Below are 26596 nucleotides of genomic sequence, written 5' to 3'. Positions count from 1 at the left end.
TTTTCCTCCAGCAAAATACGGCACGCTCACACCGGGTGAGCGCTAAAACAGAAAATTATGATGTTCCAGGGGCTGTTGAGAGGGAGAAACTCTGTCACTTCAGGGTGACAATTAAGCAACATATTGGCAAAAAGGCTGCCTGTTTTTCAACTCAAAAATAAGGTGAATCTGGAAAACAGCAGGTGATGCTGCGCATTTTTATCGTCATAAGAAAAGATCTGTTTTCATACAGTACTTTTCTGTTCAGTCTCAGACATTTATAAAGGCAGTGCGGTGGTGTACTTCAGCGGTTCCATGGCAAAAGTTGAAGTCACATTGGTTAAACCCTGAATACTGTTCACCAGTTTTTTATAAAAGGCATCAAACGCCGACATATCTGCCACCTGTACTTTCATCATGTAATCATATTCTCCGGCCATCCGGTAAAACTCCATGACTTCAGGAAACTCGCTCACGGTGACCACAAAGCGGTTATACCATGCCTGAGAATGATCACTGGTTTTGATTTGTACAAAAGCAATAAAAGACAGCCCCAGTTTCAACGGATCCAGCAACGCCACCCGTCGTTTCAGAATCCCGGCTTCTTCCAGCCGTTTCAGTCTTTTCCAGCAAGGCGTCGTGGTCAGATTCACCGCGTCAGCCAGATCGTTCAAAGACAGACTGGCATCCGTCTGCAGCATGTCCAGCAGTCGTCTGTCAGTTGCATCAATCTCAGCCATATATTCCCCCGAAAAACTCATCTGGTAGAAAAACTTTCTACAATTAAGATTAATGACAACAATAATAGCAAAGATTTTTCCATTGGATTCAGTAAACTTTTCATCAATCAGTCAGATATCAAATTCCAAGGGTATGTCATGCGTCATGATCCTCGCTGGGTAAACCAGGCCATCAGAAAAATTGAAGCCGACTTTCAACGTTCGGCAGATACTCACCTTATCAAACTGGATATCCCGGTGCTTGACGGTATCGACATCTATCTGAAGGATGAAAGCACCCACCCGACAGGCAGTCTGAAACACAGACTGGCACGTTCACTGTTTCTGTACAGTCTGTGTAATGGCTGGATTGGTGAAAACACCACCATCATCGAGTCATCCTCCGGCAGTACCGCAGTGTCAGAAGCTTACTTTGCCCGGTTACTCGGCCTGCCTTTTATTGCGGTAGTGCCGCGTCATACGGCGCGTAAAAAAATTGAGCAGATCGAGTTCTATGGTGGTCAGGCACATTTTGTTGATGATCCCTGCCAGATGTATGACGAGTCCCGCCGTCTGGCTGAGAGCCTGAACGGTCATTACATGGATCAGTTCACTTACGCAGAGCGTGCCACCGACTGGCGGGGGAATAACAACATCGCCAACAGCATCTTTGAGCAAATGAAGCTGGAAGAACATCCGGTCCCGGCATGGGTCGTGATGAGCGCCGGCACCGGCGGTACATCTGCCACCATTGGCCGTTACATCCGTTACCAGCGGCATGAGACACAGCTTTGTGTGGTCGACCCGGAATTCTCTGTGTTTCACGACTACTACCTCACCCGCAACCCGGCCCTGAAAGGTCAGCGCGGCGGCCGGATTGAAGGGATTGGCCGCCCGCGGGTCGAGCCGAGCTTCATCCCGGATGTCGTAGACGAAATGCGCACCATTCCGGATGCAGCCAGCATTGCCACGATTCTCTGGCTGGAAAAACTGCTGGGCCGCAAAGCGGGCGCCTCAACCGGCACCAACTTATACGGCGTTCTTCAGCTGGCAAGTGAAATGAAAGCGCGGGGCGAAACCGGTTCGATCGTGACTTTGCTGTGTGACAGCGGTGAGCGCTATCTGGACACGTACTTCAATCCAGACTGGGTCGAGGCAAACATCGGCGAGATTCAGCCATACTTTGATCAGCTGTCGGCTTTCGAGCAGACCGGCATCCTGAGCTGGTCGGAATGGCAGCGACTGCAGCTTGGCATATCCTGACTCTCAGGGTAGGATGTGCCTCCAATCAGTCAATACCAAATCCGGAGCAGCATGATGCGCAAAGCAGTTGTCGTTTTCAGTGGCGGACAGGACTCAACCACCTGTCTGATTCAGGCCATGGCCAGATATGATGAAGTTCACTGCATCACCTTTGACTATGGTCAGCGCCATAAACTGGAAATCGAAATCGCCGAGGCCATCTGCAAAGACCTGGGGGTGACCGCTCACAAAGTCATGGATGTCGGCCTGCTGAATGAGCTGGCGATCAGCTCACTGACCCGGGACAACATCCCGGTCTCGCATGCGTTGCAGGACAACGGTCTGCCGAATTCGTTTGTGCCGGGCCGCAACATTTTGTTCCTGACCTTAGCCGGTATTTATGCATACCAGATCGGCGCAGAAGCGGTGATCACCGGCGTGTGCGAAACCGACTTCTCCGGCTACCCGGACTGCCGCGATGCATTCGTAAAATCGCTGAACCAGTCGCTGGTGCTGGGAATGGATCGTCCGCTGAATATTGAGACGCCGCTGATGTGGCTGAACAAAGCCGAGACCTGGGCGCTGGCCGATCAGCACGGGAAGCTGGATTACATCCGCAACCATACCCTGACCTGCTACAACGGCATCATTGGTGACGGCTGTGGTAACTGCCCGTCATGCGACCTGCGCCGTGAAGGTCTGGAATCTTATCTGAATGACAAAGATGGTGTGATGAAGTCGCTGACCGATAAACAGGCAGAAAACCGGGCTTAATTAAATAATTGCCTGAATCATCACCGCAAACGCCGGCCGCATCATGCGGTCGGCTTTTTTGATCAACCATGAAACCAACGCATGAAGCCGCGACCTTCCCTTAATCTTTGAGCTTACTGAGCAAGTTAGCTTTCACCGCCGGCCACTCACCGGCAATGATCGAATACACCACGGTATCCCTGATTGAGCCACCTTTCATGATCTGATGGTTGCGCAAAATCCCGTCCTGTTTCGCGCCAAGGCGTTCGATCGCGGCCCGGGAAACCTGATTGAAGAAATGAGTTCTGAACTCGACCGCAATGGCATTAGCATCCTCAAACAAATGGCTCAGGAGCAAATACTTACACTCGGTATTCACCGGGGTTCTCTTCACAGAATCTGAATACCAGGTGTATCCGATCATCGCTCTGCGATTCGTTTCATCGACGTTGTAATAGCGCGTGGTTCCGACAATCTCACCGGAAGACTTCAGCCGCACCGCGTATGCAACATCACCGGCCCGGGCCTCAAGCATGGCGCGGTTCACATAATCAGCCATAGCGTCCGCTGTCGGGACACTGGCAAACCACAGCTTCCAGGATTCACCATCTGAAACCGCTTTTTTCAAAGGCCCGATATGTACTTCTTCCAAAGGCTCTAAAATAACCCATTGACCCTCAAGCTTTTCGTTTCTGATCCACATCTTTGGCAACCTCCTCCATGATTCAGCATGATCGATTCAGCGCCTGCAAGCAGCGCATGGCGGAGCATCATAAATCGATATGAGACAAGTTTTACCACTTCTGACGGCGAGCCTCCTCTCTTGGTGGCTCTGAGCCCGCCGGACGACCATCAGCACTGGTTTGAAAATGACCGTTGTCGTACAAAAACAGTGAAAACAAAAAGAGCCAGCAACTTCAGCTGACTCTTTGCTCAAACATCATCCGTGAACATCAGGCGACCAGCGCTTTAGGCTCAACACGCCGGAGCGTTTCTGCCAGACTGGCGTAGATTGCTTCCGTCCCGGAGTACCCCAAACTGAAACGCAGAGTATTTTTTGCCACATCATCGCTGTACCCCAGCCCGGTTGCCACTTTCGACAAGGCTGATTTCCGGTCTGAGCAAGCCGAGCCGGACGACACCATGATGCGGGCATCTTCCAGAACCGCCTGCAAAGCTTCCCGGCTGACGCCGCCAACGGCGCAGAAAGTCAGCCCCGGAACACGCGGTGCCGCTTCTCCGATAATGACCGTTCCGGGAAAGTGGTGCTTCAGCGCCTGTTCAAAGTGTCGCTGTGCAGCGGTGACTTCCGCCTGGTTCGCCATCCGTTGATGCGCGAGCGGCAAAGCAATGGCCATAGAAGCAATGCCCAGATAATTCTGGGTGCCCGCCCGCAGGCTGGATTCCTGTCCGCCGCCCAGCAAAAGCGGGCTGAAATGCCAGGAATTTTTCACCAGCAGAAATCCGGTGCCGGGTAAAGCACCAAACTTATGACCGGAAGCGACAGCGTAATCCACCTCGCTTCGCTCAAAATCAAACGACTGCTTGCCAATCAGTTGCGTCGTATCACACAGATATTCCGCATCAAATGCGTGGCACAATTCAGCAATCTGCTGATAGTCCTGGATTACCCCCGTTTCATTATGCGCAGCCATCACCGCTACCAGAACAGCTTTCCCCTGGCAGTCTTTCAGTGCAGCCTGCAACCCGGCCATATCCAGCAGCCCATTTTGTTCATGCGCGAGGGCGATACACTCTGCACCTTTCGAGCGACAGTAACGAATGTTTTCCAGCGTCGCAGAATGCTCATAGGGCGAATGCAGAATCACTGCATCCTGATAATTGTGGTGCTCAAAGAAACTGTAAAACACATTTCTGATCCCTTCGGTTGCACCACCATTAAAGATCAGCTGGTTGCTGTCACAGGACAACAAACCACACAACGTTCCCCTCGCCATCTCAATATCCTGAAACAATCTGTTTCCGATAAAATGATTCGAGTTCGGATTACCAAAACGTTTTTCTGAAAACTGCTTTTTCAGGTAATCAAAAACCTCGGGCTTGATCCAGTCAGACCCGCTTACATCCGCATTAATCATTTTTCCACCAATCGATTCTGATCAGCCGATAGCCATCGACATAATTTTGATAGAACTCAGCAGCACGAAAATATTCACGCAGCGTGCAAGTACCTTTTCATTCAGACGGAAATACAGGTAGCTGCCGACTTTTGCGCCGACGAATATACCAGCCACCAGATAGCCGCAGAGCGTCCAGTCCAGGGTGTCCGAAGCCGCACGTCCGAAAAATAACGAGAAAGAAGAAATAATCCCGATCACAGGCGCTGTTGCAATTGCCAGCTTGGGAAGGCAGCCAAATATGGCAATCATCACCGGCAGATAAATAAAGCCGCCGCCCTGGCCGACAATCCCGCAAGTAAACCCGAGCAACAGGCCAATAACCGGCAGGACCACGGAATCCAGTCTGATTTCACCCAGCCACTTTCTCCAGAAATCCGGGCCTAAGGTGGTAATCACAACTGAACTGATCGCCAGCATAGAGAACGTGATTAAAATTACCTCGTCGGATAAATGAAACGTGAATAAAGAAACCGCCAGGCTGGCGACGCCCATGGGTACGCCGAAACGGAAAATCAGATTTTTATCCCGTTGCTGATATTTGGAGTGATGAAACAGTGCACTGACGGAGCCAAAGAAGCTCTGTGCAACCGTCAATCCGGTAATGGTGACCATCGGCAGTGCCATTCCGTTCAGCCAAGGCATGCAAATAATCAGTAAGGGTGCCAGCAAAATGCCGCCACCGATACCCAGTAAACCCGACAGACTGCCTGTGATGATCCCTAACAGGCCAACGATAATTTCCTGACTCATTTGACGATGATCTGCCCTTGTCCTTCGCTGATTGTCCCAATCACATAATGTTCAGACTGTTCCGCTTCAAACAACGGCAGAATATGTTCCCGATAGCTTTCCTCGTCGACGGTAAATAATAATCCGCCGTTCGTCTGTGGATCGTGCAGAATCAGACGAAGCTCATCGCTGATATCGGCTTCATATTTCATGAACCGGGCATAACGGCTGATATTGTTATAAGCACCGCTCGGGTTCTTAGTCACCGCCAGGCTCAGTGCTTCCACCCCCTCAATAACAGGCACCGCATTTCCGTCGATGTTGACGTTAAACCCGGTATTTTCCACCAGCTCGCTCAAATGTCCCGCGAGGCCAAAACCGGTAATATCGGTCATCGCACTGACCCCGTGATACTGAGCCAGCGAGTAACCAATCCGGTTCACCCGGCTCATAATTTCAAGCGTTGACTCAGGCAGCTCTTCTTCAAGCAGGCGTCCCGCCTTCAGGGCATTTGAAATAATGCCAATCCCCAATGGTTTGGTGATAATCACCAGGTCATGATTTCGGGGGGTATTATTCTGCCGGATGTGCGCATCCTCAGCCTCACCAATCACGGCAAACCCATATAACGGCTGCGCATTTTTAATAGTATGGCCGCCAACCACAGTTGCCCCGCATTCCGCCATCACTTCCTGTGCACCCTCGATCATTTTTTCAATGTACGGCATCGGGATATCATCCGGCGGAAATGCCAGAATAGAGTTCACAATTAAAGGACGGCCTCCCGTCGCATAAATATCACTCAGTGCATTTGCCGCTGCAATTTTTCCGAACAAATAAGGAGAACTGACGGTTGAACTAAAAAAGTCAGTTGAAAATAATAGCTTTTTACCACCGAAGTTATAAATGGCACAGTCATCAGAGGTTTCAAACCCTAATAATATATCTTCATTTTTAACGGTATTTTTCTTTTGTGTTGTTTTTAGAATATTAGTCAGCATCTGAGGCGGGATTTTACATCCGCAGCCACCAGATTCAGAAAAGTCCAATAAATTACAGACTGACATTTCAGACGCTCCATTTTTTATTTATATTGTTTCACGTTACAAATTATTTTCAGAATAATGACAAATTTGCGTCGGAAAATTTACACCGGGTTTATGACACTTTTATTTCACAAAGGTGTCAGCCTAGTGACAGCAAGTGACAATAAAAACAATAACTTATGATAGATAACTCATTAATAGATGAATCGACCGCACCCAGTCTCATTTCTCTGAGAGACCCCATGAAGAAATCAGCCATAAAAAAAGGAAAGTAACAAACAAGTCACTTTCCTTTTTATTGCGGTCAGTCACATAAAAAGCACACTTTCAAACCGGTGCTTCCGTGAAATTAAGAAATCTTGCGACGTCAGCGCATCACATCGCAACGGGTTCTGCTGTTGCAATCTGTTCATCCTGTCGTAACCAGTCTAAATGCCGGTCATAAAAAGGGATCGCGGCAGCACCATGCTGCAGCGCCTTTTTATAAATAGAAGCAACAAAAATATCAGCAATCGAAAATTGCCTGCCAACGGCAAAGGAAGAAGTTTGGCACAGCTTCTTCATCAACGTGTGAAGACAGGCCGAGATCCACTGGCCCCGGAGTTCGCGTTTCGCTTGCCCGGAGAGTTCAGGACGGAATGTGTTCAGGACGGTTCGGTTTTGCGGTGAATGGATACTTGAATTCACATACTCGCACACTTCACGCACCGCGGCTCTGCCGAAAACAGAACATCCCAGCACACTGGGCTGCGGAAAGAGCTCTTCAAGACATTCGATAATAGCCATCGATTCAGACACCAGATGCCCTTCAATGGACAGACAGGGCACATAACCGAACGGATTCACCTGCAAATAACTTGTTTTCAGTGCCTCTCCTGTCACTTCAACGCGTGTATAAGGCACAGCTTTGTAGTTGAGTACCCATTCAACCCGTGCAGCGCTGTTTGAGCCTTCCGCACTGTAGAGTATGACTTCCATAATATCCTTATTCCGCGAATTCTTTTACCGGTTCGTCACCGCTTTAAGCTGACTGATGCCTGGATTATGATCGGCTCAGATTTTCCTCAATGAACGGCCAGCATAAAACAGCCAGCCCCGCAAACAGGAGTCCCCAGATCACCATCACAACCACTGCGGCCCGTCGGCTTTTCGGCAATGCAGCGAACGTTTCTTCGGCCTGCTGCTGGCATTCTCGCCAGACATCTTTGGGGATCAGCCGAATCGCCAGCCAGATCCCAATCGGTAACAACAGAAGGTCGTCCAGATAACCCAGAACGGGAATAAAGTCCGGGATCAGATCAATTGGGCTCAGTGCGTAAGCAACCACCACGGCAATCAGCACTTTTGCCAGCCAAGGCACGCGCTGATCCCGCGAAGCTAAATACAGCGCATAGGTATTTTGTTTTAATGCCGCCGCCCATTGCTGCCATTGCAGTTTGCGATTCATTGGCTTGCGATTCATTGTTCAGTACGACGTGTGAAAATTAAGTCGCAGGGCACATGCAACCCTTTAAATGCCGTCATTCAACATCCCCTTCAGACAATGCCGGAACAGATTTAATTGAGACATAAAATGAGGATCCCGGGTTGCCATAATCATTTCATCAACCGGAATTTCTCGCGCATTAAATCCCAGATTCGCGGCTGATCTGGATTGAAGATGCATGGAACAGACCCGGGTATAGCCAATCATCCGCACCCAGAAGATTGGATTTTCGGTTAATGAATGCTGACAATGCTCAAATATCCGGACCAAACCTCGCAGAGACTCTGTTTTCAGCAGGTCATATTGTTGATCAAATTCCGCAAAGGACATCACCCGCTCCGGTTTGCCGGGCTCCGAAACAATCAGCTTATCCGCCGCTGACCGGAGATTATCTCTGAACAGGTGCTGGGTTTGAGAAGACCAGTCCAGATCAGGGTGATTGAGGACAATATCGCTGCCAGTGAGCATCCTTTCCGCTGCCGTCACGAAAGAAAGCAGACTGATTGCTTCTTTGTCTACCGCAAAATCAACCAGACTCATCTGCCTTTCAATCAGTTGCCCGACCGCTAAAGGTGCCAGGATCCGGTATATACAGCTTTTCACGTAATATTCATTCGGATCCATATTCCAGTTGGTGCCATGATGCGCGTGAAACCGGCGAACCACATCCCTGACCGCCAGTAACAACTGAAACCGCAATGGGCCAACGGCTTCATACAACCGCTTCTTTGCTTCAAATTCGTAGTCGAGCTGAGCTTTCCTGGCTAATAACCTTTGCTGAGACAGCAATGTCACCAATCCGCCCACGAGTGCGGACACCACCGTTGATGTCAATATCAGCTTGATTGTCTGACTGTCCAAGGCTTCCCGTCCTTTTTATTCCGGATAATGCAATACAATAACGTATCGGGTGGATTGATTTGATGACACGGATAATCCTGCACCTTTTGACGCAGCGATCCGATGCGTCTACCCGATTTCCCCGGTGCGCTGCCAATGCTCCAGCAAAAACTGCCACACCGCCTGCGAAGCCTTGGTCCGCTCACCGATACAGACCAGATGAATCGGGCTCCTTTCCGGATGTCGCCAGTCCGTGAGTACCGGAACAAGCTGCCCCGACTGACATTCCTTCTGGATGAATCCGGGGTCCACCATCACAATGCCGAGGCCATCACAGGCCATATCCACCAGCACCCGGCTGTTATCTGTCTGAATGGCCGGAATCACTTCAAGCGTTTCCGTCTGCCCGTCCTTATCCTGGAAAGGCCAGAAATTAAACGTACTGGAAGCATTGCCGAACACCAGGCAATCATGCTGCGTCAGTTCCTGCGGAGACGCCGGATACCCCCGTTCAGCCAAATAGTTTTCTGAGGCAAACCAACCCCAGCGTTTTTCTCCGATCTTCCGGGCGATTAATGAAGAATCCGGCAGTTGCCCAATCCGGATGGCAATATCGATATTCTGCTCCAGCAAATCGACGGTCTGATCATCCAGACTCAGTTCAATCACAATGTCCGGATAAGTCTGGCGCAGTTTTTTCAGGACAGGCACCAGAAAACACTGACCCATCAGGATACTGGCACTAATTTTGACCCGCCCTTTCGGCGAGTCCCGGGTTTCATCCACAATGCCATGCAGATTTGAAAGCACAGCGCGAAGATCCCCCGTCCCCTGTAGCAAATTTCGGCCCACGTCCGTGAGATGAAGCTGACGCGTTGAACGATGCAGCAGAGGCTGACCCACAAACGCCTCCAGTTGCCTGATCTTCTTGCTGACCGATGACCGGGGTAAATTCAGCTCATTCGCTGCCGCCTGAAAACTGCCGCGTTCCGCCACCCGGTGAAACACATGCAGCAACGGCAGGTTGAGATAAGATAAGTCCATCCCTGCTCCTTTGTTTCTTTTTCAGCACCATTAAGTGTCCATATTGGTGCCTTATTGTTAACCAATCAAGCTGATATTCTCCTCGCATCACTCAAGCATGTGTTACGAAAAGGAAAAACACCATGAATGGCAAAACGATTTTAATCACCGGTGGTACATCAGGGATTGGCAAAGCTCTGGCAGAGCATCTGGTGAAAACGGGTCATCACGTGATCATTACCGGCCGCAATCAGGACAGAATCAATCAGGTGACACAGTCGCTGGGATGTGACGGCTATGTTGCAGACAGCGCCAATCCGGCCCAGCTCAAGCAACTGGCAACCACACTGCAGGCAGACAACATCCGCCTGGATGGGCTGGTCCTGAACGCTGGGGTCTTTTATCCGGACTCAGTTCTGTCCACCACGGAAGAAGCATTTGATCTGACCATGAACATCAATACCAAAGGCCCCTGGATGACACTGCAACAGCTTCACCCGGTCCTGAACAATCCGTCCAGTGTCGTCTTTGTTTCCAGCATTGCCGTCACCAACGCATTTGCCAGCGCCGCGATCTATTCGGCAAGCAAAGCCGCTTTTGAAGCCATTGCCCTGGTTGCCAATCTCGAACTCGCTGCAGACGGGATTCGGATTAACTCCGTCCGGCCGGGCGTCACTGCCACAGAAATTCAATCAAAGGCGGGCATGACGGCAGATCAGCAAAGTGAGTTATTCGGTTCAATGCATACCACGGCTTTGGGCAGAGTGATGTCCGCAGAAGACCAAATTGGAGCCATTTCATTTTTGCTTTCTGATCAGTCGCTTGCAATGCGAAATGCCGTCCTGGAAGTCAACGGCGGATATGGGTTGTAACGCATTTCAAAAAATAACGAAAACAAAGCAACACACAAGGGCGGCATTCAGGCTGCCCTGCAACAATTCGCTGAGGTTATTTTCTCGGTGTGTTTGTTTCATCCCTGCTTTATCAATAACCATTTCTGCGTATAATCGCCGCTCTGTTACGTCATACCAGCAAGTGATGAGTCCCCATGTCCAAATTTTATTACAAAGGCCGCATCGACGTGATGCAAAACCATGCTCAGTCAGGCTATAACGTCAACCGTAACGTCAAAGCAGGTACGGAAGAAGCCCCGGTGTCGGTCGTGGTGAATACTGAAGCGCGAAAAGCTGAAATTGAGGCAATCATTGCGGAACACGCAATTGTGGCCAATATTGTCGTGGATGCGACCCGGGAAGAAAATACGGTTGAGCTGGATACCCTGCTGAACAAACCTGCCACCGTGACGTTTGAGAAAACACCAAACCGCAACGACCCATGCTCGTGCGGCAGCGGCAAAAAATACAAAAAGTGCTGCGGCTGACCCAGACTGCATCATTGAAGCTGCCAGATGAACTTGCTGGCAGCTCTCCTTCCTCATGTTCCTGTCACGATATCCTGATATTCGTCCAGCAGTTTCAGAACACTTTGTAAACGCCCTTCAAGATGCCGGGGCTGAGCTTCGGTCAGAGACACCGTACTGCAAGCCTGAAATTGACAGAAATGCCGGAGCGCCTCTGCAAACGCCTCAATCACCTGCTCTTCATCAAAGGGATGATTTTCAATATGCAGTGATTTGATCTCCAGATGGCTGATTTTTCGATGCGCTTTACAATCCATCCGTCCAATGAATACACCGCGATACAGTAACGGCAAGCAGAAATAACCATACTGACGCCTGGCGGCGGGCACATAGCATTCAATCTGATAGTCGAATTGAAACAGCGCTTTGAGCCGATCCCGCTGGATAACACTGTTATCGAATGGCGACAGGATCAGCATCCGGTTGTTCAGGCGGGGAATCGGACGCTCCAGTGCGCCGATTTCCAGAACAAACATATCACCGCTGCTAATTCTGACTTGTTCTAATTCACCGGATGCTAACTTTTCACTCACCAGTATCTTCATGGCTTGACGAAGACCGGGAATTCGCCGCTGATAGGTCAGCCCTTTGAGTGAAACCAAACCATGACAACGGAGTTGCTGCTCCAGCAGGTGCGCTGCGAACGCCTCCGGTCCGGGCATTTGTGTATTGACGTGTGCCGGCAACACCCGCTCGGTTAAATCGTACGTTTTCTGGAAGCCTTCGCGGTTAGTGACCATCAGGTCACCTTCCATGTATAACTGCTCCAGCGCCTTTTTGGCCGGTTTCCAGTCCCACCATCCCGCTCGCTTGGGTGTATTGCTTTCCACATCCCGGGAACGTACCGGCCCTTCAGCACGAATACGTGCCAGCAGTTCATGCATGAGCTTGTGATCACGTTCTTTATACCAGTGCGTCTGGCCGGATTTAATTGCGTGTTTATAAGGTAAGGAAAATCGAAAATCATGGATTGGGATAAACGCAGCCGCATGTGTCCAGTATTCAAAAATGTCACCGTCCAGCAGCAGCTGATGCGTCATGTCCGGCTTGAAATTCGGCACTCTGGCGTGAAAAACATGGTGGTGCGCCCGTTCCACCACAGAAATGGTGTCTATCTGCACATAACCTAAATGATCGATCGCTTTGCGTGCCCCCTGAATGCCTCGCCCAAAGGGTTGGGTATGAAGCAAGCCTTGCGCGGATAAAACCAGGCGCCGTAATCGCGCCAGATCCTGAGAGCGTTTGATTTCAATCACGGTTATCTTTCCCTGAACAATGACATGAGTGCCTTCTTGGTGCAACCAGAGCGCTGAAGCCACCCGGTTTCTTTCCCTGCCTTGGTGGCGGGTGTCATTCGCATCACCCCGGCAAGACAGCCCGAATCAATTGACACAATGTATCGCTTTTTCAGAGCCAATGTCACTTGCTGGCACCCCAAACAGGCCAGGAAACCAATTATCCAGTCGAAGCAAGTCAGCATCGCGGCAGCTTGTCATTCCGCTCTGCAAATAAAAACGGAAGGCCGCAGCCTTCCGTTTATCTCAGTCAATGATGCAATTAAACCAGCTCAGCCAGCATGGTGTCCGAATACTCCACCAAGGCTTCACCAGCTTTGACTTTGGCAACATAATCCGGATTTGCAATCAGCGGACGGCCAATCGCCAGTAAGTCAAACTTACCTTCTGAAACCGCCTGACTTCCGGTTTCCGGTGTAAAACCGCCCACACCAACCAGCGTCTGGCTGTAATGCGCCCGCATATACTGAGAAACCGTCCCGCCCAGATAATCAAACGCCATGTTATCGTCAAAAATCCCTACGTGCAGATAAGCTAAGTGACGTTTTTCCAGCTCGGCCAGCAGATAATCAAACACGTCACGGTCGCGGGCATCCGGCGTCATATTAAAATAAGCACCAGGCGACAGACGCAGCGCGGTCCGATCTTCACCAATCGCTTCCACCACGGCATCGACGACAGCCAGCGGAAAACGAGCCATATTCTCAGCATGGCCGCCAAATTCGTCCTCACGGATATTACTGCTGAAATGCAGGAACTGGTCAATCAGGTAGCCGTTTGCACCGTGGATCTCAACCCCGTCAAAGCCCGCTTCCAATGCATTAATTGCAGCCTGAGCATAATCAGCAACCAGTTCTTCAATCTCTTCTCTGGTCACAGCTTTCGGTACAACGTAATTCAGTTCACGCATACGGGGTACTGAGCCTTCAACGCCCAATGCCGAAGGGGCCAGCACGTCCTCACCGCCGAAGAAATGCGGATGCGCAACCCGGCCGGTATGCCATAACTGGGCAAAGATTTTACCGCAGTTGTCATGAACCTTATCGGTGACTTTCCGCCAGCCCGCGATTTGTTCCAGGGTATACAATCCAGGCGTATTCGGATAGCCCTGCCCATCCGGACGAATAATCGTTGCTTCAGAAATAATCAATCCGGTATCTGCACGGCGCGCGTAATAATCGACCATCGCCTGAGTCGGCACCAGTGCATCATCTGCCATGCAACGGGTCAGGGGCGCCATCAGAATGCGGTTTTTGAGTGTGATAGAACCATTCAGTTCTACCGGCTGAAACAAATTTTCCATGCGCTGTACACCTTGTTTGTAATTTGAATGCCCATTCAAATTAGTCTAACTTGAATAATCGTTCAAGTATTTTTTGAATGCGTGTTCAAGTTCAGCTAAAATCCCTGCAGGTTTTAAGGATACAGAGTGAATTGATGCGAAGTGCCGAATTTGACCGCGAAGCGGTGTTACATTCAGCAATGGATGCTTTTATTGCAAAGGGTTACAGCAAAACCAGCATGCAGGATCTGAAGCAGGCAACCGGGCTTCATCCGGGCTCTATCTATTGTGCGTTTACGAATAAACGCGGATTGCTGATGGCGGCACTGGAGCAATACCAGTCTGAGCGGGGTCAGGCCTTTCAAGCCTTGTTTGACCATCAACCGACGGTCATGGCTGGCATTACGGCTTACCTGGATCAAATGGTGACGGAATGCGAGCAGGAAAACATCAAAGATTGCCTGCTGCAGAAAGCCCTCAGTGAGCTAGCACAACAGGATGAAGAGATCGAGTGCATCATCAGCACCATGCTCCGATCATGGGAAAACCTGTTCACCGCCCAGTTTGAACAGGCACTTCGCGAGGGAGAAATCACCACATCACGCAGTGCCGAACAGCTGGCTCGTTTTCTCGTGATGGGAATATACGGCATCCGGGCGTTTTCCCATACCCGCCCGGCTCCCGGTGTACTGCGTGAGCTCAGTGCGGAATTGATGAGGAACATTCAGGGAAATTAAGAGTTGACCTGATGGCCATTGAAAAAATGGCCATCGATTCAGCAATTGAATTATCTCATGATCAAACGAAGTTCAGTTTTTTCTATCAAATCACTAAATATTCACATCTGATTGCCATATGTAAAACGCTCAGCTGATAATAGTTTTAATTTCATATTCTCTAAGTCATCTTTATCGCATTGAGGACTATTTTTTGTCCACTGAATCGGCTTGCTCCTAGAGATGACTTGCACCGGCGTCATTGGATTTTCCTCATCGAAGACATGTACTCTGCAAGAGAACGCTCGGCCGCCAGATTTTATCAGATCGTACTCTACAATATAGCTTCTCCCTGCCTCTGGGGTAAATGTGAAAATATTTGGGCAGTACAAATAAAAATCAGGATTATTAAAATTACCAAATGGTCTTAATTGAAAAGTAGCCAGCTCATCCGCTTTGATCATGAATGTCTTGCCACTCAGTCTTCTATCCGAAACCAACTCTTGATAATCCGTGCATTTCTGCGAGTCATCGTATTGAAAAACTTTAAAATCAGCAAAGCCATATTGAATCGCTGCACTCATCAGAGAAGTATCAGGTTCAATTCCTGTTTCAGTCGTCCCATAGATGAAGGGGGTAGACTGCTGAAATTTAACCTCGGCTATAGCACCTGTTTTAGGAGGGTTATAAGGTGTTGACTTTATACTACGGAAAGATTCACAACCAACCAGAGTTAAAGAGAATATCACAACAAAAAGATAGTTAATTCCAGCATTCATGATTTCAAAACACAGAGTAAAAATTAATTTCTCATATAGTAACATATGGAATATCACAAAGCGTTATGTTCATAAAGAAATTGCTTCTCAAACAAAAAAGGGCTTTATCGTTCAAATCTGAAAGACAAAGCCCTGCTAATTGAATTAATTTTTATTCATATTTCAGCAACCACCATCGGAACTCAATGCTTCAATTACGGCCTTTACTATTCCGTTATGATTCGAGTTGCAGCATTTCCCGGATCTCATCCACACTTTCTTTCACATCATCTTCGTCATGATGATACCGCTCGATATGTGCCCGAACAGCGGCCACAAACGACTCAACCAGATTGTGCTCATATAACCAGTCGCGAATCGACAGCGTCTCACACCAGTCGGCAAAATCTTCCCGGCCATGCTGGTCTGCTGCGAAGGTCAGGCGAGCTAGGATGATTGGGTAAGTCTCTGTTGTGATCCCCAGTTCAGGGATGATCTCGCGCAGAAATTCCCCCACGGTTTCTTCCGGGACAGAGTATTGGAATGTGGAGAGAAACTCCACATACAGCGCGCCATACCTTGTTACGTCATGACGCAACAAGGCTTCCGCAGCATAGTTGCCATAAGGCAGTTCTTCTGCATACAAGGCGTCCCCATGATTGATTTCTTTGATCCATTGAATTTGCTGTCTTAAATAACGCGCCAGCAATTCCCAGCATTGCAGCGCCTCCGCTTTTTCAAAAAGGGCATCGAGATAAGTATCCAGATCGAAATCGATATCGTCATCATCACTCAACGACATCACAAAACTGTCCATCGGGTCTGAAAAATAGCTTTCAATCTCAGCTTCCAGTGCTTTGTGTTCTTTCGTCTTAAACCATTCCTCAAACCGATACCAGTAAATAAAGCTGGCAATCTCCGGATCTATCTCTGCGTTATGGCTTTCGTGCAACCACTCGTCCAGCAATACTCCAATTTGCGCTTGCGTTTCGGCCTGATTAATTCTGTCTAACAACTGCTGATAGGCTGCTTTAGCCGCTTGTTTTTTCTCGGCGAGTTGCGCCAGCAACTCAGCAGGAATACTGGCGAGAATCGCTTCATCGGAACGATGACAGACCTCGCTGTCTTCATCCGCATCTGCTCCATCAATGTCATCATGATCGAAATAATCATCATCGTCTTCATGGTAAGCCATTGTGTCTGGTAAAGACTGATAAAAGCTTTTCCATTCCGGACTGTTGTCATGGCGTGATGCAAGTATGTTCACCCCTTCCCCAGCGAAAAACGCTTCATGATCGGGGTCAATCGCATTCAAATAGCGACTGATGAGCGGCAGCCAACGGCTGTCGGATAACCCCAGATGCAGCGCACAGCCCGCGAGCGCAGGCTTATCATTTTCACCAAAACAGTAATCCGACCCATCGTAACCAATAAAGCTGTTCAGGATATCTGCCATCCATTCTGCGCTGGAAACATTGGGGAGCTGAATCACGGTCCTGAAGAACTTTTCTTCGTCCCAGACCGTGTGACCATCCGTAAACGCAAACATCAGATAATTGCCGGTGCACAATGTTTCTATTTCAGTACATTTCAGAGACAATCGGTGCAGCGCCGTCCCCAGCGCTTGCTCAGATTGAAAATCTGAAACCCACACCTTTTGTTTCCCCAGCATCGCCAGTTGATATTTCTGGTCATCATTTTGATTTTCAGGCCGGGACCAGTCTTCACCCCAATAACATTTTTCTTCCTGTACGGCAGACCATGTTTCCAGCGCAGCCCCCGGACTTTCCAGAGATAAAGCGGCCAGCTGTTCTGTCGTCAGGTTCAGCGTATGCAGAGAATGCCAGCTCCCTATCAGTATCTGAGGGTGCGATGCAGACACAGGCGGACGAAGCAAATAGTCTCCACCGCCCGATTGACGGATCCGCTCCGGATTGTCTTGATCTGCGACGGCCAGAATGGGCGAACGCCATTGGCCGTCCAGTGCCACTTTACGGACGGCACCATCCTGCCAGCAAATCCAGAGCGCATCTTCCGACTCACTCATCTGTAAGCCGGACATCCGGTTGATAAATTGAGACACCTGACGATGATTATCAGGCTGAATTCGCTCACCCAGCTCTGCCTGTGTAAAGACACGCACCGGTACCCGGACCGTGAGTTCCTGAACAGGTAATCGCGGTTCACCAGCCCGTGGCATCCGGTTTAAATCAATGAGGTTCACAGCGTGCAGATAGTTCTGCTGCCCTGCGTTCTGAAGATCATCCGCCTGAATTACCGTGCTGGGCATCGCCAGCAGGCCTCGTTTTTTATCAATTGCAATCGTGGTGTGCTCGGCTTGCCATTTCTTCGGCGATATTTCGAGCTGCTGGGTACGAATGCTGGCTTTCCGGCACGACACATCCAGATCAATGCGCATCAGGTATTGCAGCGGGCGATTTATTTGATCGGAAAACCAGGACTCACGGCAGGCATAAAGAATCAGACTGTTATCCGGCCCTGCGAAAAGCTGGTCATCAAAGCGAATATCGTAAGCGGGTTCCAGATAGACTTCCTCTGCTTCATCCTCATCATCGTCGTCAGTCCCCCAATCCAGTTCAATCGGAGCAGAACGACACAATTGAGCGTCCACAAATTGCCACAGTTCAACACGAAAGCTGTATGTCGCTTTGGATTCATACATCACAGCCAGTGTTCGCCCGTCAGACAACATCACCGCCTGGGTATAATCGATGCCATAGTGATGAATGAATTCTGCCTTCTGATGCTTCTCATCCAGCAGATATAAACAGCCATTGAGATCGCAGGCAATACGGCTGTGTTCGTACCCGGGCTCAGCACTGAAATAATCGGTCAGTGTTGTCATGCCTTTGGCTTTCATCAGGGCCGTCGCCCAATTCAGACTCAATCCCGGTTCATTCTCTTTCGGAAGAACTGAATAAATACGTGGGGCCCCTTGCTCCGGATCGATATAAATGAGTCCTGGCTTCCCGCTTTCGGTTTCAATATTCGAGTGAAAAAAATGATTCATGCTTTGTTCCGGCTTATTTCTTTTTGTCGCTGATGCGCTCAATCCGATCACAGAAAAGGCAAGTTCGTCATCCATCTGACAGCACTCCCCTCCTCCCCAAACAAAACGGCGCATGCACTAAATTTCTGAGTCAGCACGAGCATAACTGAATTTGCTTATTTCAAATGACTCACTGACCTCAAAGTTTTTTTTATTCGATCTCCATACCAAGAGTGAACAACCGATTTAATCTGAACGTTATATTCATTGGTCTTTTGAATCATTCTGGGATGAGTTAAAACTCAGGGGATGAGGAAAAGCATCGTTCTGATGAAGTTTTCGGGAGTAAGGAAAAAGTAGAAAGGAAAAGGAGAAACCGTACCTGGGTACCCAGAAAAAACGATCCCCTGAAACTGCCAGACGGGAGCGACATCTATTCAGTCAGCCGCAGCGAAAAATGCCATTTGATCCGCGTAAGCTGTCAAAAAAGCAGGACGAGAGGATGCTCGGAGAACGTAGGCCTTACAAGCAGGATAATGCGTCAGCCCGCCGAACCGATCGACCAGTCTCAATACGTCCGCCATAGCAATATCTGCGACAGAAAAATTTGCGGTGAGCCATTCCCGCTTTGCCAGAGCCTCTTCCAGATGACTGAGCCGGGACACGAGAAAATTGTCGAGACTTTTCCGTCCCGGTGTCGTTTCGGTATCCCCCGTAAACATAAAAATGGACCAGGGTAAAACTGCCATCTCGACAGAGTTCAGCGCCGCAAACAGCCAGGACATCACTTCAATGCGACTGCGCGCATCGGCAGGCATCAGTGCCTGACTGCGCTCGCCAAGATAAAGCAGAATTGCCCCGGTTTCGAAGACCGAGATATCTCCGTCAGTCAACCAGGGAACCTGCCCGAAAGGCTGATACCCAAAATGCTCAGTACTGCGTTCACGGAAGGATGTCCCCCGAACACAATAGGGCAATCCGGCCTCTTCCAGCGCCCAGCGCACCCGAAGATCACGAACATATCCGCGCGGCGTTTCTGGCACCCAATCAAACGTTGTCAGGATCAAGCTGTTCATTTCACGTCTCCTTTGTGCGGGCATTCATCGAGGGCTAAGCCGAAACACCGCTGTCACCCGAATCGCAGATGTCACATTGTTATCGTTTTCTCAAGAAATTCATCCACCATCGGCACCAGCCAGTCAATCCGGGTCATGACTTTCATGTGGTCCGTCCCCGGCAGCACAGCAAGTTGTGCGTACTGAAGCAAACGGGATATTTCAACCGCATGTTCAGGACGTATAACATCTGCATCGCCAACAAGAATCAGTGCGGGAACCGTCACGCTGCAAATCGAGTCCTTAGAAATGTCTTTAAATTCAACCATCCGCCCGGCAGCCTTATCGTGAAACATGCGCAGATTCTCCGGATGTGGCGCCACCTGAAGATAAGCATCCTGTAATTCCTGAGGCATGTTCTCGAGCCGGGCATGCTTCATCGCTTCCCAGAGCCATGGGTAAGCGCCGTCGCGCTGAAACAGTGCCGACACTAGAATAAGCCGGCTCACCCGCTGCGGATGCCGGATCGCCACCTGCATGGCAATGGTACCGCCATTACTGAAACCAAAAAGATCAGCTTTGTCGATGTGCAGGTAATCCAAAAGCGCAGCTGTATCATCGGCAGACTGCTCAAAAGTGAATGGCCGCTCAGCAATGTCTGCCGTACGGCCATATCCCTGTTGCTCAAACGCTATCACCTGCCGTTCGCGCGCGATCAGGGGCAGAATATCGCCAAAAGATGTCTGAATCGTATCTCCGCCACCGTGCAGCAAAACCATTGGCGGTTGTGCCATATGAGGTGAACCATGAATCTCAAAATACATCTGGAGATCATTAACCGGCGCATAGCCTGTCCGGACGTTGGTCTGATTCGGATTCATCGCAATTGCCTCCTCGGGTTATGCTGCCTGAGTGCGAAAAACAGTGTGATTCATATCCTGTCGTTTTTACGATTCCAGCGGATAAGCTGGATGATCTTTTTGCTCACAGAGCCAGTTGACCCATAATTTTTCATCCGTCCCTTCTTTCAGGCTGACATAATTTCTGGACCGAATGTATTTATCCGAGCTGAACGGTTTGAGCATAGAAATACGAATCGTATGTTCTTCATTGAGAAATTCGTCATCGTCATTGGTGACTGCCATGATGCCAATCCACGCAATACGACTCGGGGCAGGATGAACAATGCCGGATGAGACGACTTGATGGATCTTCACATTCGCACCGGCTCTGTTGTCGTTAATCACGCCAAGGCATCCCAGATGTACATCGCCAGAGAGCAATAGGGTCCGGTATTTACCATGTTGCTGCCGCGCTTTGGTGTTATCCAGCAGTCGCATGATTAACCTGGCACGTTCTCCCTGGTGTTCTTTGGCACGCCAGTGATCTTTGAGATCATCCGTGAGTTCTTCTGACCAGGGCGTCGTGTCAAACACCGATTCCGTGAATGAAAAATCACGATAGATGACCGGTACAGCCGATAAGACGAGCAGATCTCCACCCTGCACAGTCTTCGACAGGTAAGTATTGATATCTGACCATTGTTGTTCGCTCATCACCTGCGTCAGCGTCCGTTCGGCGCGGTTATCCAACGCTAAAATGTGATATCCCCTGAATGTAAAAGCGAATCCATAATGTTCAGCAGACGGGTTTAATAAACTGTGGTTCGCTTTCGTACGCATTTGAAATAATTCAAAGTATCGCCGTGCAACACCAAATATTGCCTGGTAAACATCACATTCATGCAAATCCTTCGGATAGCTTCCCCACCCGTCAAAGATATCATGATCATCCCACATCATGACCGAAGGGACTGACGCCAGCATCAATGACATATCAGGATCCGCCCAGCGCTCCCTGTAAATACGCTCATAAAATCGCTCCAGCTGCCCAAGCATTTCTTTAGACGCCGCTTGTGCGACTTTTCTTTTCCGTGACAGTTCTCCCCACTTTTTCAGTGTTGTCACATCATTCCAGACAGAATCCGCGTAAAGCTGATCTCCGCCCATCAGCAATAATGAATAGGGAATTCTGGCATGAGATTGAGCCATCTCCCGCCACAACCGGTAAGGATCATCGGTCTTATTTCGGAGGTCGAATGTCGATAAACCGTTACATGAAGCATAAGCCAGCAATGGTTTTTCATTCTGTCCCGGTACATAAAAAGTCCAGGCATCACGCGCCTGTCCATCCGCCGTAATCTCATTATCTAGCTTCACCTGATAAGTGATTTTTTGGTAAAGAGGTTTGGCAGCGAAGCTCCCTTCTGCTCGCCAAAATTTCCCCCGAGGAGTATCACCGACAGCATTTGCAACGATTTCGCCAGCGTCTGTCATCACCTTGACTGAACTCACAGACCTGTCAGTTAATAAACAAAAAGTGTAGAGCGATTCAGACTCCAGCCCTAATAAAGGACCAACCAAAATTTTATTTGCCATCTTTATCCTTTCCTTTTGATAAATGTATTATTGACAGGTTTAAAAATGATGATTTATCAATACCGGACGGGTACGTTAAAAGAATCAGATGGCTGCCTCAATATTTTATTTTTAAAATGTGTTTTTCACTTTTCAGCTTTCGCGGATAAAGCCATTCAGCCTATAACACCGAAATACCAAAGATTTCCCTGAGTACAAAGCCAACCAGAAAAGCCAGCACTGCTGCCGTTCCACCAGTGAAAAGTGTGCTGATTCCTGAGCGGAAAACAGGTTTATCGAACAGTCGGCTCTTTAAAGCGCCAATTGAAAAGAACATCAGTGCTGCAAGACACGCACTGAATGCAAACTGCAGATTCGGTTCCAGTCCCGGAATCATGAATGGAATCAGCGGAACAGAGCCAACAAGGACAAAGGAAGTAAAGGTGGCCATGGCTGCTTTCACCGGATTCCGGTTCGTTTTTTGTACCCCATGTTCTTCAATCAGCATGGTATCAATCCATAATTGCTGATCGGCGCTGATGGTGTCTACTATCTTTTCGAGCGTTTCACCCGTGAAACCTTTATTTTGGAAGATCTGACGAATCTCTTCCCGCTCTCCCTCAGGTATCTTCTGAATATGTTCCTGCTCAGTATCCCGGATACTCTGAATAAATTCGCCATGCGTCTTAATCGACTCATAGTTACTGACCGCCATACTGAAACCATCGGCGATCAGATTGGCAAATCCCAGGACCAGCGCAACCACAGGAGAAAAACCGGCGCCGACGACACCGGACACCACAGCAAAAGTTGTCACACACCCGTCAATACCGCCGAGCACAACGTCCGAAGCAACATTTTCCTTCGCGGGTCTGCTGAGCTTTTCTCTGATCGCTTCCGGACGGTGCTCCTCAGAGAGTTTTTCATCACTGTCATGGCGCATATACAGCCCATCTCACTGATTCTGAAATGCCTGACGAAAGCGGACATTAAAAATAAGCCTCGTAAGCAGGTCTCGTAAGCATAGACCAGCGAGCTGACTGGAGTTTATGGATCGTTCTTGCGTGCGCGCAGCTCAAATACCCTGACGATGACATAGGCAATCAGTGCAAAAATAAAGAACACCAGTAACATCCAGGCGATAGATTGCAGCGACTCTATAATCGTCCGGTAAATTTCCAGCACCCAGCGTTCCGTCGTTAACACAGGTGGCGTGAAGTTTTCACTCGGTGCGCGTAAAAATTCTTCCAGGCTGTAAATTCTCACACCACCAGAAATACCCACCACATAAATGGCGAATTTCAGATATTTGGTCCAGGCAAATGCAATATCACTCGCCACCAGCCTTTCTAAAATGACATCAATTGGCTGACTGAACAGTTTCGAGACAATAAAACAAACACAAACAGCAATCACAAAAGTCACGACTAATAATGACAGAAACACCGAATTCTCCTTTTCATGCTGCATCCATATTTTTCAGTCCGTTTATGTTCCGTTACTCACGGCACAGAGGGACTGTTATTCCCCTCCTTACTTTTATTATTATCAGCATGATTTGATTCAACATGAGGTTGATCTTTCTGTGCAGTTTTTCCTTTTTTTGCTGCTGCTTCAGGTAATTTTACCTGCTCATCCCCAGTCAGAACCAACTGGTCTTGTTTCCCATCATTGATGATGAGTTTTGTGACATTCCCTTCGACTGAGGACAACGCTGAACCTGACACCGTCATAAAAATCGCGGTCAGAAGTAGTCCGATCCCAAGTGTTGGTTTCGATGGATTCTGTTGCATCAGTTTTCCCCTCCCATTTATGTTATGCCGAAATTTTCAGGCGCAGACACGCTACCGCCCCTGACATTTCAGTCACGGATGCCGGATATTTGTGCAGCATTTATAGGTCATGAATTTTTAACATGAGAAATGAGGCAGTCTGTTTTGAGACTTTGCGCGGGGAAGCGACGGGAAAACAAAAGACAGATAAAAAAACAGCCAGACCTCAGTCTGGCTGTTTGAAAAACTAAAAGGGGGAAGGTATCAGTCTTTGTATTCAGCGAAATCAGCAGCGCAGTCGAGCAGCTGTTCACGGGTCATCATGAAGACGCCGTGACCGCCATTTTCAAATTCAATCCAGGTGAACGGGATGTGCGGGTATTGCTCTTCCATGTGAATCATGGAGTTACCCACTTCGCAGATCAAAATCCCGTCTTCTGTCAGATAATCCGGCGCGTTAGCCAGAATACGGCGAACCAGATCCAGACCATCAAAACCTGCGGCCAGACCCAGCTCCGGCTCATGACGGAACTCTTCAGGCAAGCTGTCCATGTCTTCCTGATCCACATAAGGCGGGTTGGAGACAATGATGTCGTACTGATCTTTCGGCACATCACGCAGCAGATCGGAGTGCAGCGGGATCACCTGCTGTTCCAGGCCATGGTCGTGAATGTTCTGCTCTGCCACAGCCAGTGCATCGGTCGAGATGTCGACCAGATCCACTTCCGCTTCCGGGAACGCATACGCACAGGCAATGCCGATACAGCCGCTGCCGGTACACAGATCCATGATGCGGGTTGGCTCACGGGTCAGAAATGGTTCAAAACCATTTTCAATCAGTTCACCAATCGGGGAACGCGGCACCAGCACACGCTCATCCACAAAGAACTCCAGTCCGCAGAACCAGGCGCTGTTGGTGAGATAGGCAACCGGTGTCCGCTCAGTCACACGACGGACCACGCGCTCAACAATGGCACGGCGTTCGCTGCTGGTCAGGCGCGAGAAACGCGCGTCAGCAGGAATATCAATCGGCAGATGCAGCGTCGGCAGAACCAGCTGCACCGCTTCATCCCAGGCATTGTCTGTGCCATGGCCATAAAACAGGCCCGCATCGTTGAATCGGCTGACGGTCCAACGTAGCATATCCTGCAATGTGTGAAGTTCGTTGACGGCTTCGTCGACAAAAATCTTATCCAAAATAGCCTCCAAATGGCGCTACAATACCGCGATAAAGTAGTTGGAAATTTGATGATGAGTAAAAAAGACCCAGCTCTGGAAGAGGACGACTTCGCGCTCTTTCAGGAAGCAGTTAAGGGCACTAAAAAGCTGTCGAATGATACCATAATCACCCCGCGCCGACAGCGCCCGAAAGCCGATAAGCGCAATGTGAACGTCAAAGACAGCCAAAACCACGAGTTTTACTTCTCGGACGAGTTCGAACCGCACCTCAGCGAACACGGTCCGATGCAGTATGCCCGTTCCGATGTGTCCAAGTATGAAGTGAAAAAGTTACGGCGCGGTGTCTATGTGCCGGATATTTTTCTGGATATGCACGGGATGACGCAAATGGAAGCAAAACGCGAGCTGGCAGCAATGATCGCCGCTTGTATCAAAGACGGGGTGTCCTGCGCCTGCGTCATGCATGGCATCGGAAAACATATTCTGAAACAGAAAGCACCGCTCTGGCTGGCTCAGCACCCGGATGTGATGGCTTTCCATCAGGCGCCGCTGGAATTTGGCGGTGCCGGTGCGCTGCTGGTGCTGATTGAGATCCCGGAACGCTGACCGTTCCTTATACCCGATGAGTGTCAGGCGTTCACGCCTGACGACTCTGAACTGAAGTGCACTCTAGGCTAACACTTTCAATACACTTCCTGCACCAGGGCACCGACGTTAATCACCTGACCGTCCTGAATCAGGGTCACTTCTCCGGTGTCACAAATCTGCATACGCACTTTCATCGCACTTTCGTTATAGTAATGTTCGCAGTTTCCATTGCGGGCACTGTCGATGCGGGAAAAGATTGTAATGCCACCCGGTGCCATAATGCTTGGCGGGGAAAGGAAAGTTAAGGTACTGCCCGTCTTGGAAATATTCATTTCCTCGCGAACACCATTGACCCATTTAATAGCCCCGTTGGCCACAATATTCGGCTTCACCATATTGGCTGCACAGGCAGTCAGTCCCAGGCTGCCTAACAGAACGAAAAGTATCTTTTTCATAACCAGTTCATTATCAGTCATTCTTTGAAGATGGATTGTACCTGAACCATCCGGGCAGGACAGTCTGGTCATTGAAAAGTGCGCCCTGCACCCAAGTTAGCGATGATTCGACTGAACGGCCTCAACAGGGTTCTCCTGCCATAACAAGGCGGACGGTTCACCTTCAGAATGAAAGTCGACCGCAGCAATCGAGGACGTCCGGAACATCAGCGGTTGCAGTCCCGGCACCAGTTCTGCACTGAGATAGCCCACCAGCGGCAGGTGCGAAACCACCAGCACAGTTTCCGGTTTTTCCAGTTCAACGACCGCTTTCAGATAATCGGCTACCTGCGCGGCATCACCGTACGGGGTAATATCATCAATCGTCATCAGCGTTTTGGGCACCGGCAACTCTTCTGACATCGCCTGCCAGGTCTGTTGCGCACGCAGGTAAGGGCTGACCCAGACCAGATCCAGCTGACCGTCGAGATGACTGGCCAGTTGCTTCGCCATCTGACGCGAGTAGGACTTCCCTTGTGCGGTCAGGGGCCGCTCCGCATCACTTGGGGCAAAATGCTGTGCTTCGCCGTGACGCATGATAAAAATTCGCATAGTCTCCAATCCGATTGCGCGTTTCTGTGGCTATGCTAGCAAAGGCTGGCACAGACAGGGTAGCCATTTAATCTTAAGCGATACGAAAGCGTGACGGCTG

Annotated in this window: 27 protein-coding genes and 1 pseudogene; 6 read left to right on the top strand and 22 right to left on the bottom strand. The window is 49.5% G+C overall.

What is annotated here, in order from left to right; all coding sequences use genetic code 11:
* Positions 1-257: 257 nt before the first annotated feature.
* Positions 258-719 carry an Lrp/AsnC family transcriptional regulator gene (locus tag ACYP03_RS01015; protein WP_459778163.1) on the bottom strand — a complete coding sequence of 154 codons (462 nt, stop codon included), beginning with the start codon at positions 717-719 and terminating at the stop codon, positions 258-260.
* A 138-nt stretch (positions 720-857) separates the two neighbouring features.
* Here ACYP03_RS01015 and ACYP03_RS01010 point away from each other — a divergent pair, with 138 nt between their 5' ends.
* Complete coding sequence (locus ACYP03_RS01010; RefSeq protein ID WP_459778161.1) at positions 858-1961, top strand: PLP-dependent cysteine synthase family protein; 1104 nt, start codon at positions 858-860, stop codon at positions 1959-1961.
* 54 nt (positions 1962-2015) lie between these two features.
* The gene (queC, locus tag ACYP03_RS01005) at positions 2016-2714 is read left to right on the top strand and encodes a 7-cyano-7-deazaguanine synthase QueC (protein WP_330960837.1); all 699 of its coding nucleotides are present in this window, start codon (positions 2016-2018) and stop codon (positions 2712-2714) included.
* Positions 2715-2814: 100 nt separating this feature from the next.
* On the opposite strand, the gene ACYP03_RS01000 is transcribed toward queC, so the two are convergent.
* From ACYP03_RS01000 to ACYP03_RS00965, 8 genes and pseudogenes are all read right to left on the bottom strand, one after another.
* Positions 2815-3396 (bottom strand): GNAT family N-acetyltransferase, encoded by a 582-nt coding sequence (locus tag ACYP03_RS01000; protein ID WP_459778156.1) that lies wholly within the window; start codon positions 3394-3396, stop codon positions 2815-2817.
* Between the two features lie 250 nt (positions 3397-3646).
* Positions 3647-4792, bottom strand: coding sequence for a cysteine desulfurase family protein (locus ACYP03_RS00995; protein ID WP_459778153.1), 1146 nt, complete (start codon positions 4790-4792; stop codon positions 3647-3649).
* 21 nt (positions 4793-4813) lie between these two features.
* Positions 4814-5584: a sulfite exporter TauE/SafE family protein gene (locus tag ACYP03_RS00990; RefSeq protein WP_459778151.1), complete on the bottom strand. Its 771-nt coding sequence runs from the start codon at positions 5582-5584 to the stop codon at positions 4814-4816.
* Positions 5581-6630 (bottom strand): selenide, water dikinase SelD, encoded by a 1050-nt coding sequence (selD, locus tag ACYP03_RS00985; RefSeq protein WP_459778149.1) that lies wholly within the window; start codon positions 6628-6630, stop codon positions 5581-5583. The genes ACYP03_RS00990 and selD overlap by 4 nt, the downstream gene beginning before the upstream one ends.
* Positions 6631-6984: 354 nt before the next feature.
* The gene (locus ACYP03_RS00980; protein ID WP_459778147.1) at positions 6985-7587 is read right to left on the bottom strand and encodes a glutathione S-transferase family protein; all 603 of its coding nucleotides are present in this window, start codon (positions 7585-7587) and stop codon (positions 6985-6987) included.
* A gap of 219 nt (positions 7588-7806) precedes the next feature.
* Positions 7807-7999, bottom strand: a pseudogene (locus tag ACYP03_RS00975) (YkvA family protein); the annotation flags it as partial.
* 120 nt (positions 8000-8119) lie between these two features.
* Positions 8120-8956, bottom strand: a complete 837-nt coding sequence (locus ACYP03_RS00970) for a hypothetical protein (RefSeq protein WP_330960734.1) — start codon at positions 8954-8956, stop codon at positions 8120-8122.
* A 108-nt stretch (positions 8957-9064) separates the two neighbouring features.
* Positions 9065-9979 carry a LysR family transcriptional regulator gene (locus ACYP03_RS00965; RefSeq protein WP_459778145.1) on the bottom strand — a complete coding sequence of 305 codons (915 nt, stop codon included), beginning with the start codon at positions 9977-9979 and terminating at the stop codon, positions 9065-9067.
* A 122-nt stretch (positions 9980-10101) separates the two neighbouring features.
* On the opposite strand from ACYP03_RS00965, the gene ACYP03_RS00960 reads away from it, so the two are divergent.
* Both ACYP03_RS00960 and ACYP03_RS00955 read left to right on the top strand, forming a co-directional pair.
* A complete protein-coding gene (locus ACYP03_RS00960; protein ID WP_459778144.1) occupies positions 10102-10830 on the top strand; it encodes an SDR family NAD(P)-dependent oxidoreductase in 729 nt (242 codons plus the stop codon).
* Between the two features lie 176 nt (positions 10831-11006).
* Positions 11007-11339: a PBPRA1643 family SWIM/SEC-C metal-binding motif protein gene (locus ACYP03_RS00955; protein WP_248143688.1), complete on the top strand. Its 333-nt coding sequence runs from the start codon at positions 11007-11009 to the stop codon at positions 11337-11339.
* Between the two features lie 53 nt (positions 11340-11392).
* On the opposite strand, the gene ACYP03_RS00950 is transcribed toward ACYP03_RS00955, so the two are convergent.
* Together ACYP03_RS00950 and ACYP03_RS00945 are read right to left on the bottom strand one after the other, a co-directional pair.
* Positions 11393-12697 (bottom strand): winged helix-turn-helix domain-containing protein, encoded by a 1305-nt coding sequence (locus ACYP03_RS00950; protein ID WP_459778142.1) that lies wholly within the window; start codon positions 12695-12697, stop codon positions 11393-11395.
* A 238-nt stretch (positions 12698-12935) separates the two neighbouring features.
* The gene (locus tag ACYP03_RS00945; RefSeq protein WP_459778141.1) at positions 12936-13976 is read right to left on the bottom strand and encodes an alkene reductase; all 1041 of its coding nucleotides are present in this window, start codon (positions 13974-13976) and stop codon (positions 12936-12938) included.
* A gap of 134 nt (positions 13977-14110) precedes the next feature.
* Here ACYP03_RS00945 and ACYP03_RS00940 point away from each other — a divergent pair, with 134 nt between their 5' ends.
* Positions 14111-14692 carry a TetR/AcrR family transcriptional regulator gene (locus tag ACYP03_RS00940; protein WP_248143683.1) on the top strand — a complete coding sequence of 194 codons (582 nt, stop codon included), beginning with the start codon at positions 14111-14113 and terminating at the stop codon, positions 14690-14692.
* A gap of 101 nt (positions 14693-14793) precedes the next feature.
* On the opposite strand, the gene ACYP03_RS00935 is transcribed toward ACYP03_RS00940, so the two are convergent.
* The 9 genes from ACYP03_RS00935 to prmB form a co-directional block, all read right to left on the bottom strand.
* Positions 14794-15495: a hypothetical protein gene (locus ACYP03_RS00935; protein ID WP_459778140.1), complete on the bottom strand. Its 702-nt coding sequence runs from the start codon at positions 15493-15495 to the stop codon at positions 14794-14796.
* Between the two features lie 169 nt (positions 15496-15664).
* Positions 15665-18460: a hypothetical protein gene (locus ACYP03_RS00930; RefSeq protein WP_459778139.1), complete on the bottom strand. Its 2796-nt coding sequence runs from the start codon at positions 18458-18460 to the stop codon at positions 15665-15667.
* Between the two features lie 416 nt (positions 18461-18876).
* Positions 18877-19515, bottom strand: coding sequence for a glutathione S-transferase family protein (locus ACYP03_RS00925; protein ID WP_459778136.1), 639 nt, complete (start codon positions 19513-19515; stop codon positions 18877-18879).
* A gap of 71 nt (positions 19516-19586) precedes the next feature.
* Complete coding sequence (locus ACYP03_RS00920; protein WP_459778134.1) at positions 19587-20375, bottom strand: alpha/beta fold hydrolase; 789 nt, start codon at positions 20373-20375, stop codon at positions 19587-19589.
* Positions 20376-20441: 66 nt separating this feature from the next.
* Complete coding sequence (locus ACYP03_RS00915; protein WP_459778132.1) at positions 20442-21932, bottom strand: alkaline phosphatase D family protein; 1491 nt, start codon at positions 21930-21932, stop codon at positions 20442-20444.
* Between the two features lie 160 nt (positions 21933-22092).
* Complete coding sequence (locus tag ACYP03_RS00910) at positions 22093-22854, bottom strand: VIT1/CCC1 transporter family protein (RefSeq protein ID WP_330960745.1); 762 nt, start codon at positions 22852-22854, stop codon at positions 22093-22095.
* A 104-nt stretch (positions 22855-22958) separates the two neighbouring features.
* Positions 22959-23357 (bottom strand): hypothetical protein, encoded by a 399-nt coding sequence (locus ACYP03_RS00905; RefSeq protein WP_248143675.1) that lies wholly within the window; start codon positions 23355-23357, stop codon positions 22959-22961.
* A gap of 56 nt (positions 23358-23413) precedes the next feature.
* The gene (locus ACYP03_RS00900) at positions 23414-23704 is read right to left on the bottom strand and encodes a hypothetical protein (protein ID WP_459778130.1); all 291 of its coding nucleotides are present in this window, start codon (positions 23702-23704) and stop codon (positions 23414-23416) included.
* A gap of 243 nt (positions 23705-23947) precedes the next feature.
* Positions 23948-24880: a 50S ribosomal protein L3 N(5)-glutamine methyltransferase gene (gene prmB / locus ACYP03_RS00895; RefSeq protein WP_459778128.1), complete on the bottom strand. Its 933-nt coding sequence runs from the start codon at positions 24878-24880 to the stop codon at positions 23948-23950.
* Positions 24881-24934: 54 nt separating this feature from the next.
* On the opposite strand from prmB, the gene smrB reads away from it, so the two are divergent.
* Complete coding sequence (gene smrB / locus ACYP03_RS00890) at positions 24935-25468, top strand: endonuclease SmrB (RefSeq protein WP_248143841.1); 534 nt, start codon at positions 24935-24937, stop codon at positions 25466-25468.
* A gap of 77 nt (positions 25469-25545) precedes the next feature.
* Here smrB and ACYP03_RS00885 read toward each other — a convergent pair whose 3' ends face one another.
* A complete protein-coding gene (locus tag ACYP03_RS00885) occupies positions 25546-25905 on the bottom strand; it encodes a hypothetical protein (protein WP_459778126.1) in 360 nt (119 codons plus the stop codon).
* Positions 25906-26001: 96 nt separating this feature from the next.
* Entirely contained in the window at positions 26002-26496 is a 495-nt protein-coding gene (sixA, locus tag ACYP03_RS00880) for a phosphohistidine phosphatase SixA (protein ID WP_248143669.1), read from the bottom strand.
* Positions 26497-26596: the final 100 nt, after the last annotated feature.

The sequence above is a fragment of the Photobacterium sp. R1 genome (assembly GCF_054600795.1).
Note: the sequence above shows the minus strand (reverse complement) of the source record. Positions and strands in the feature narration are given on the sequence as shown.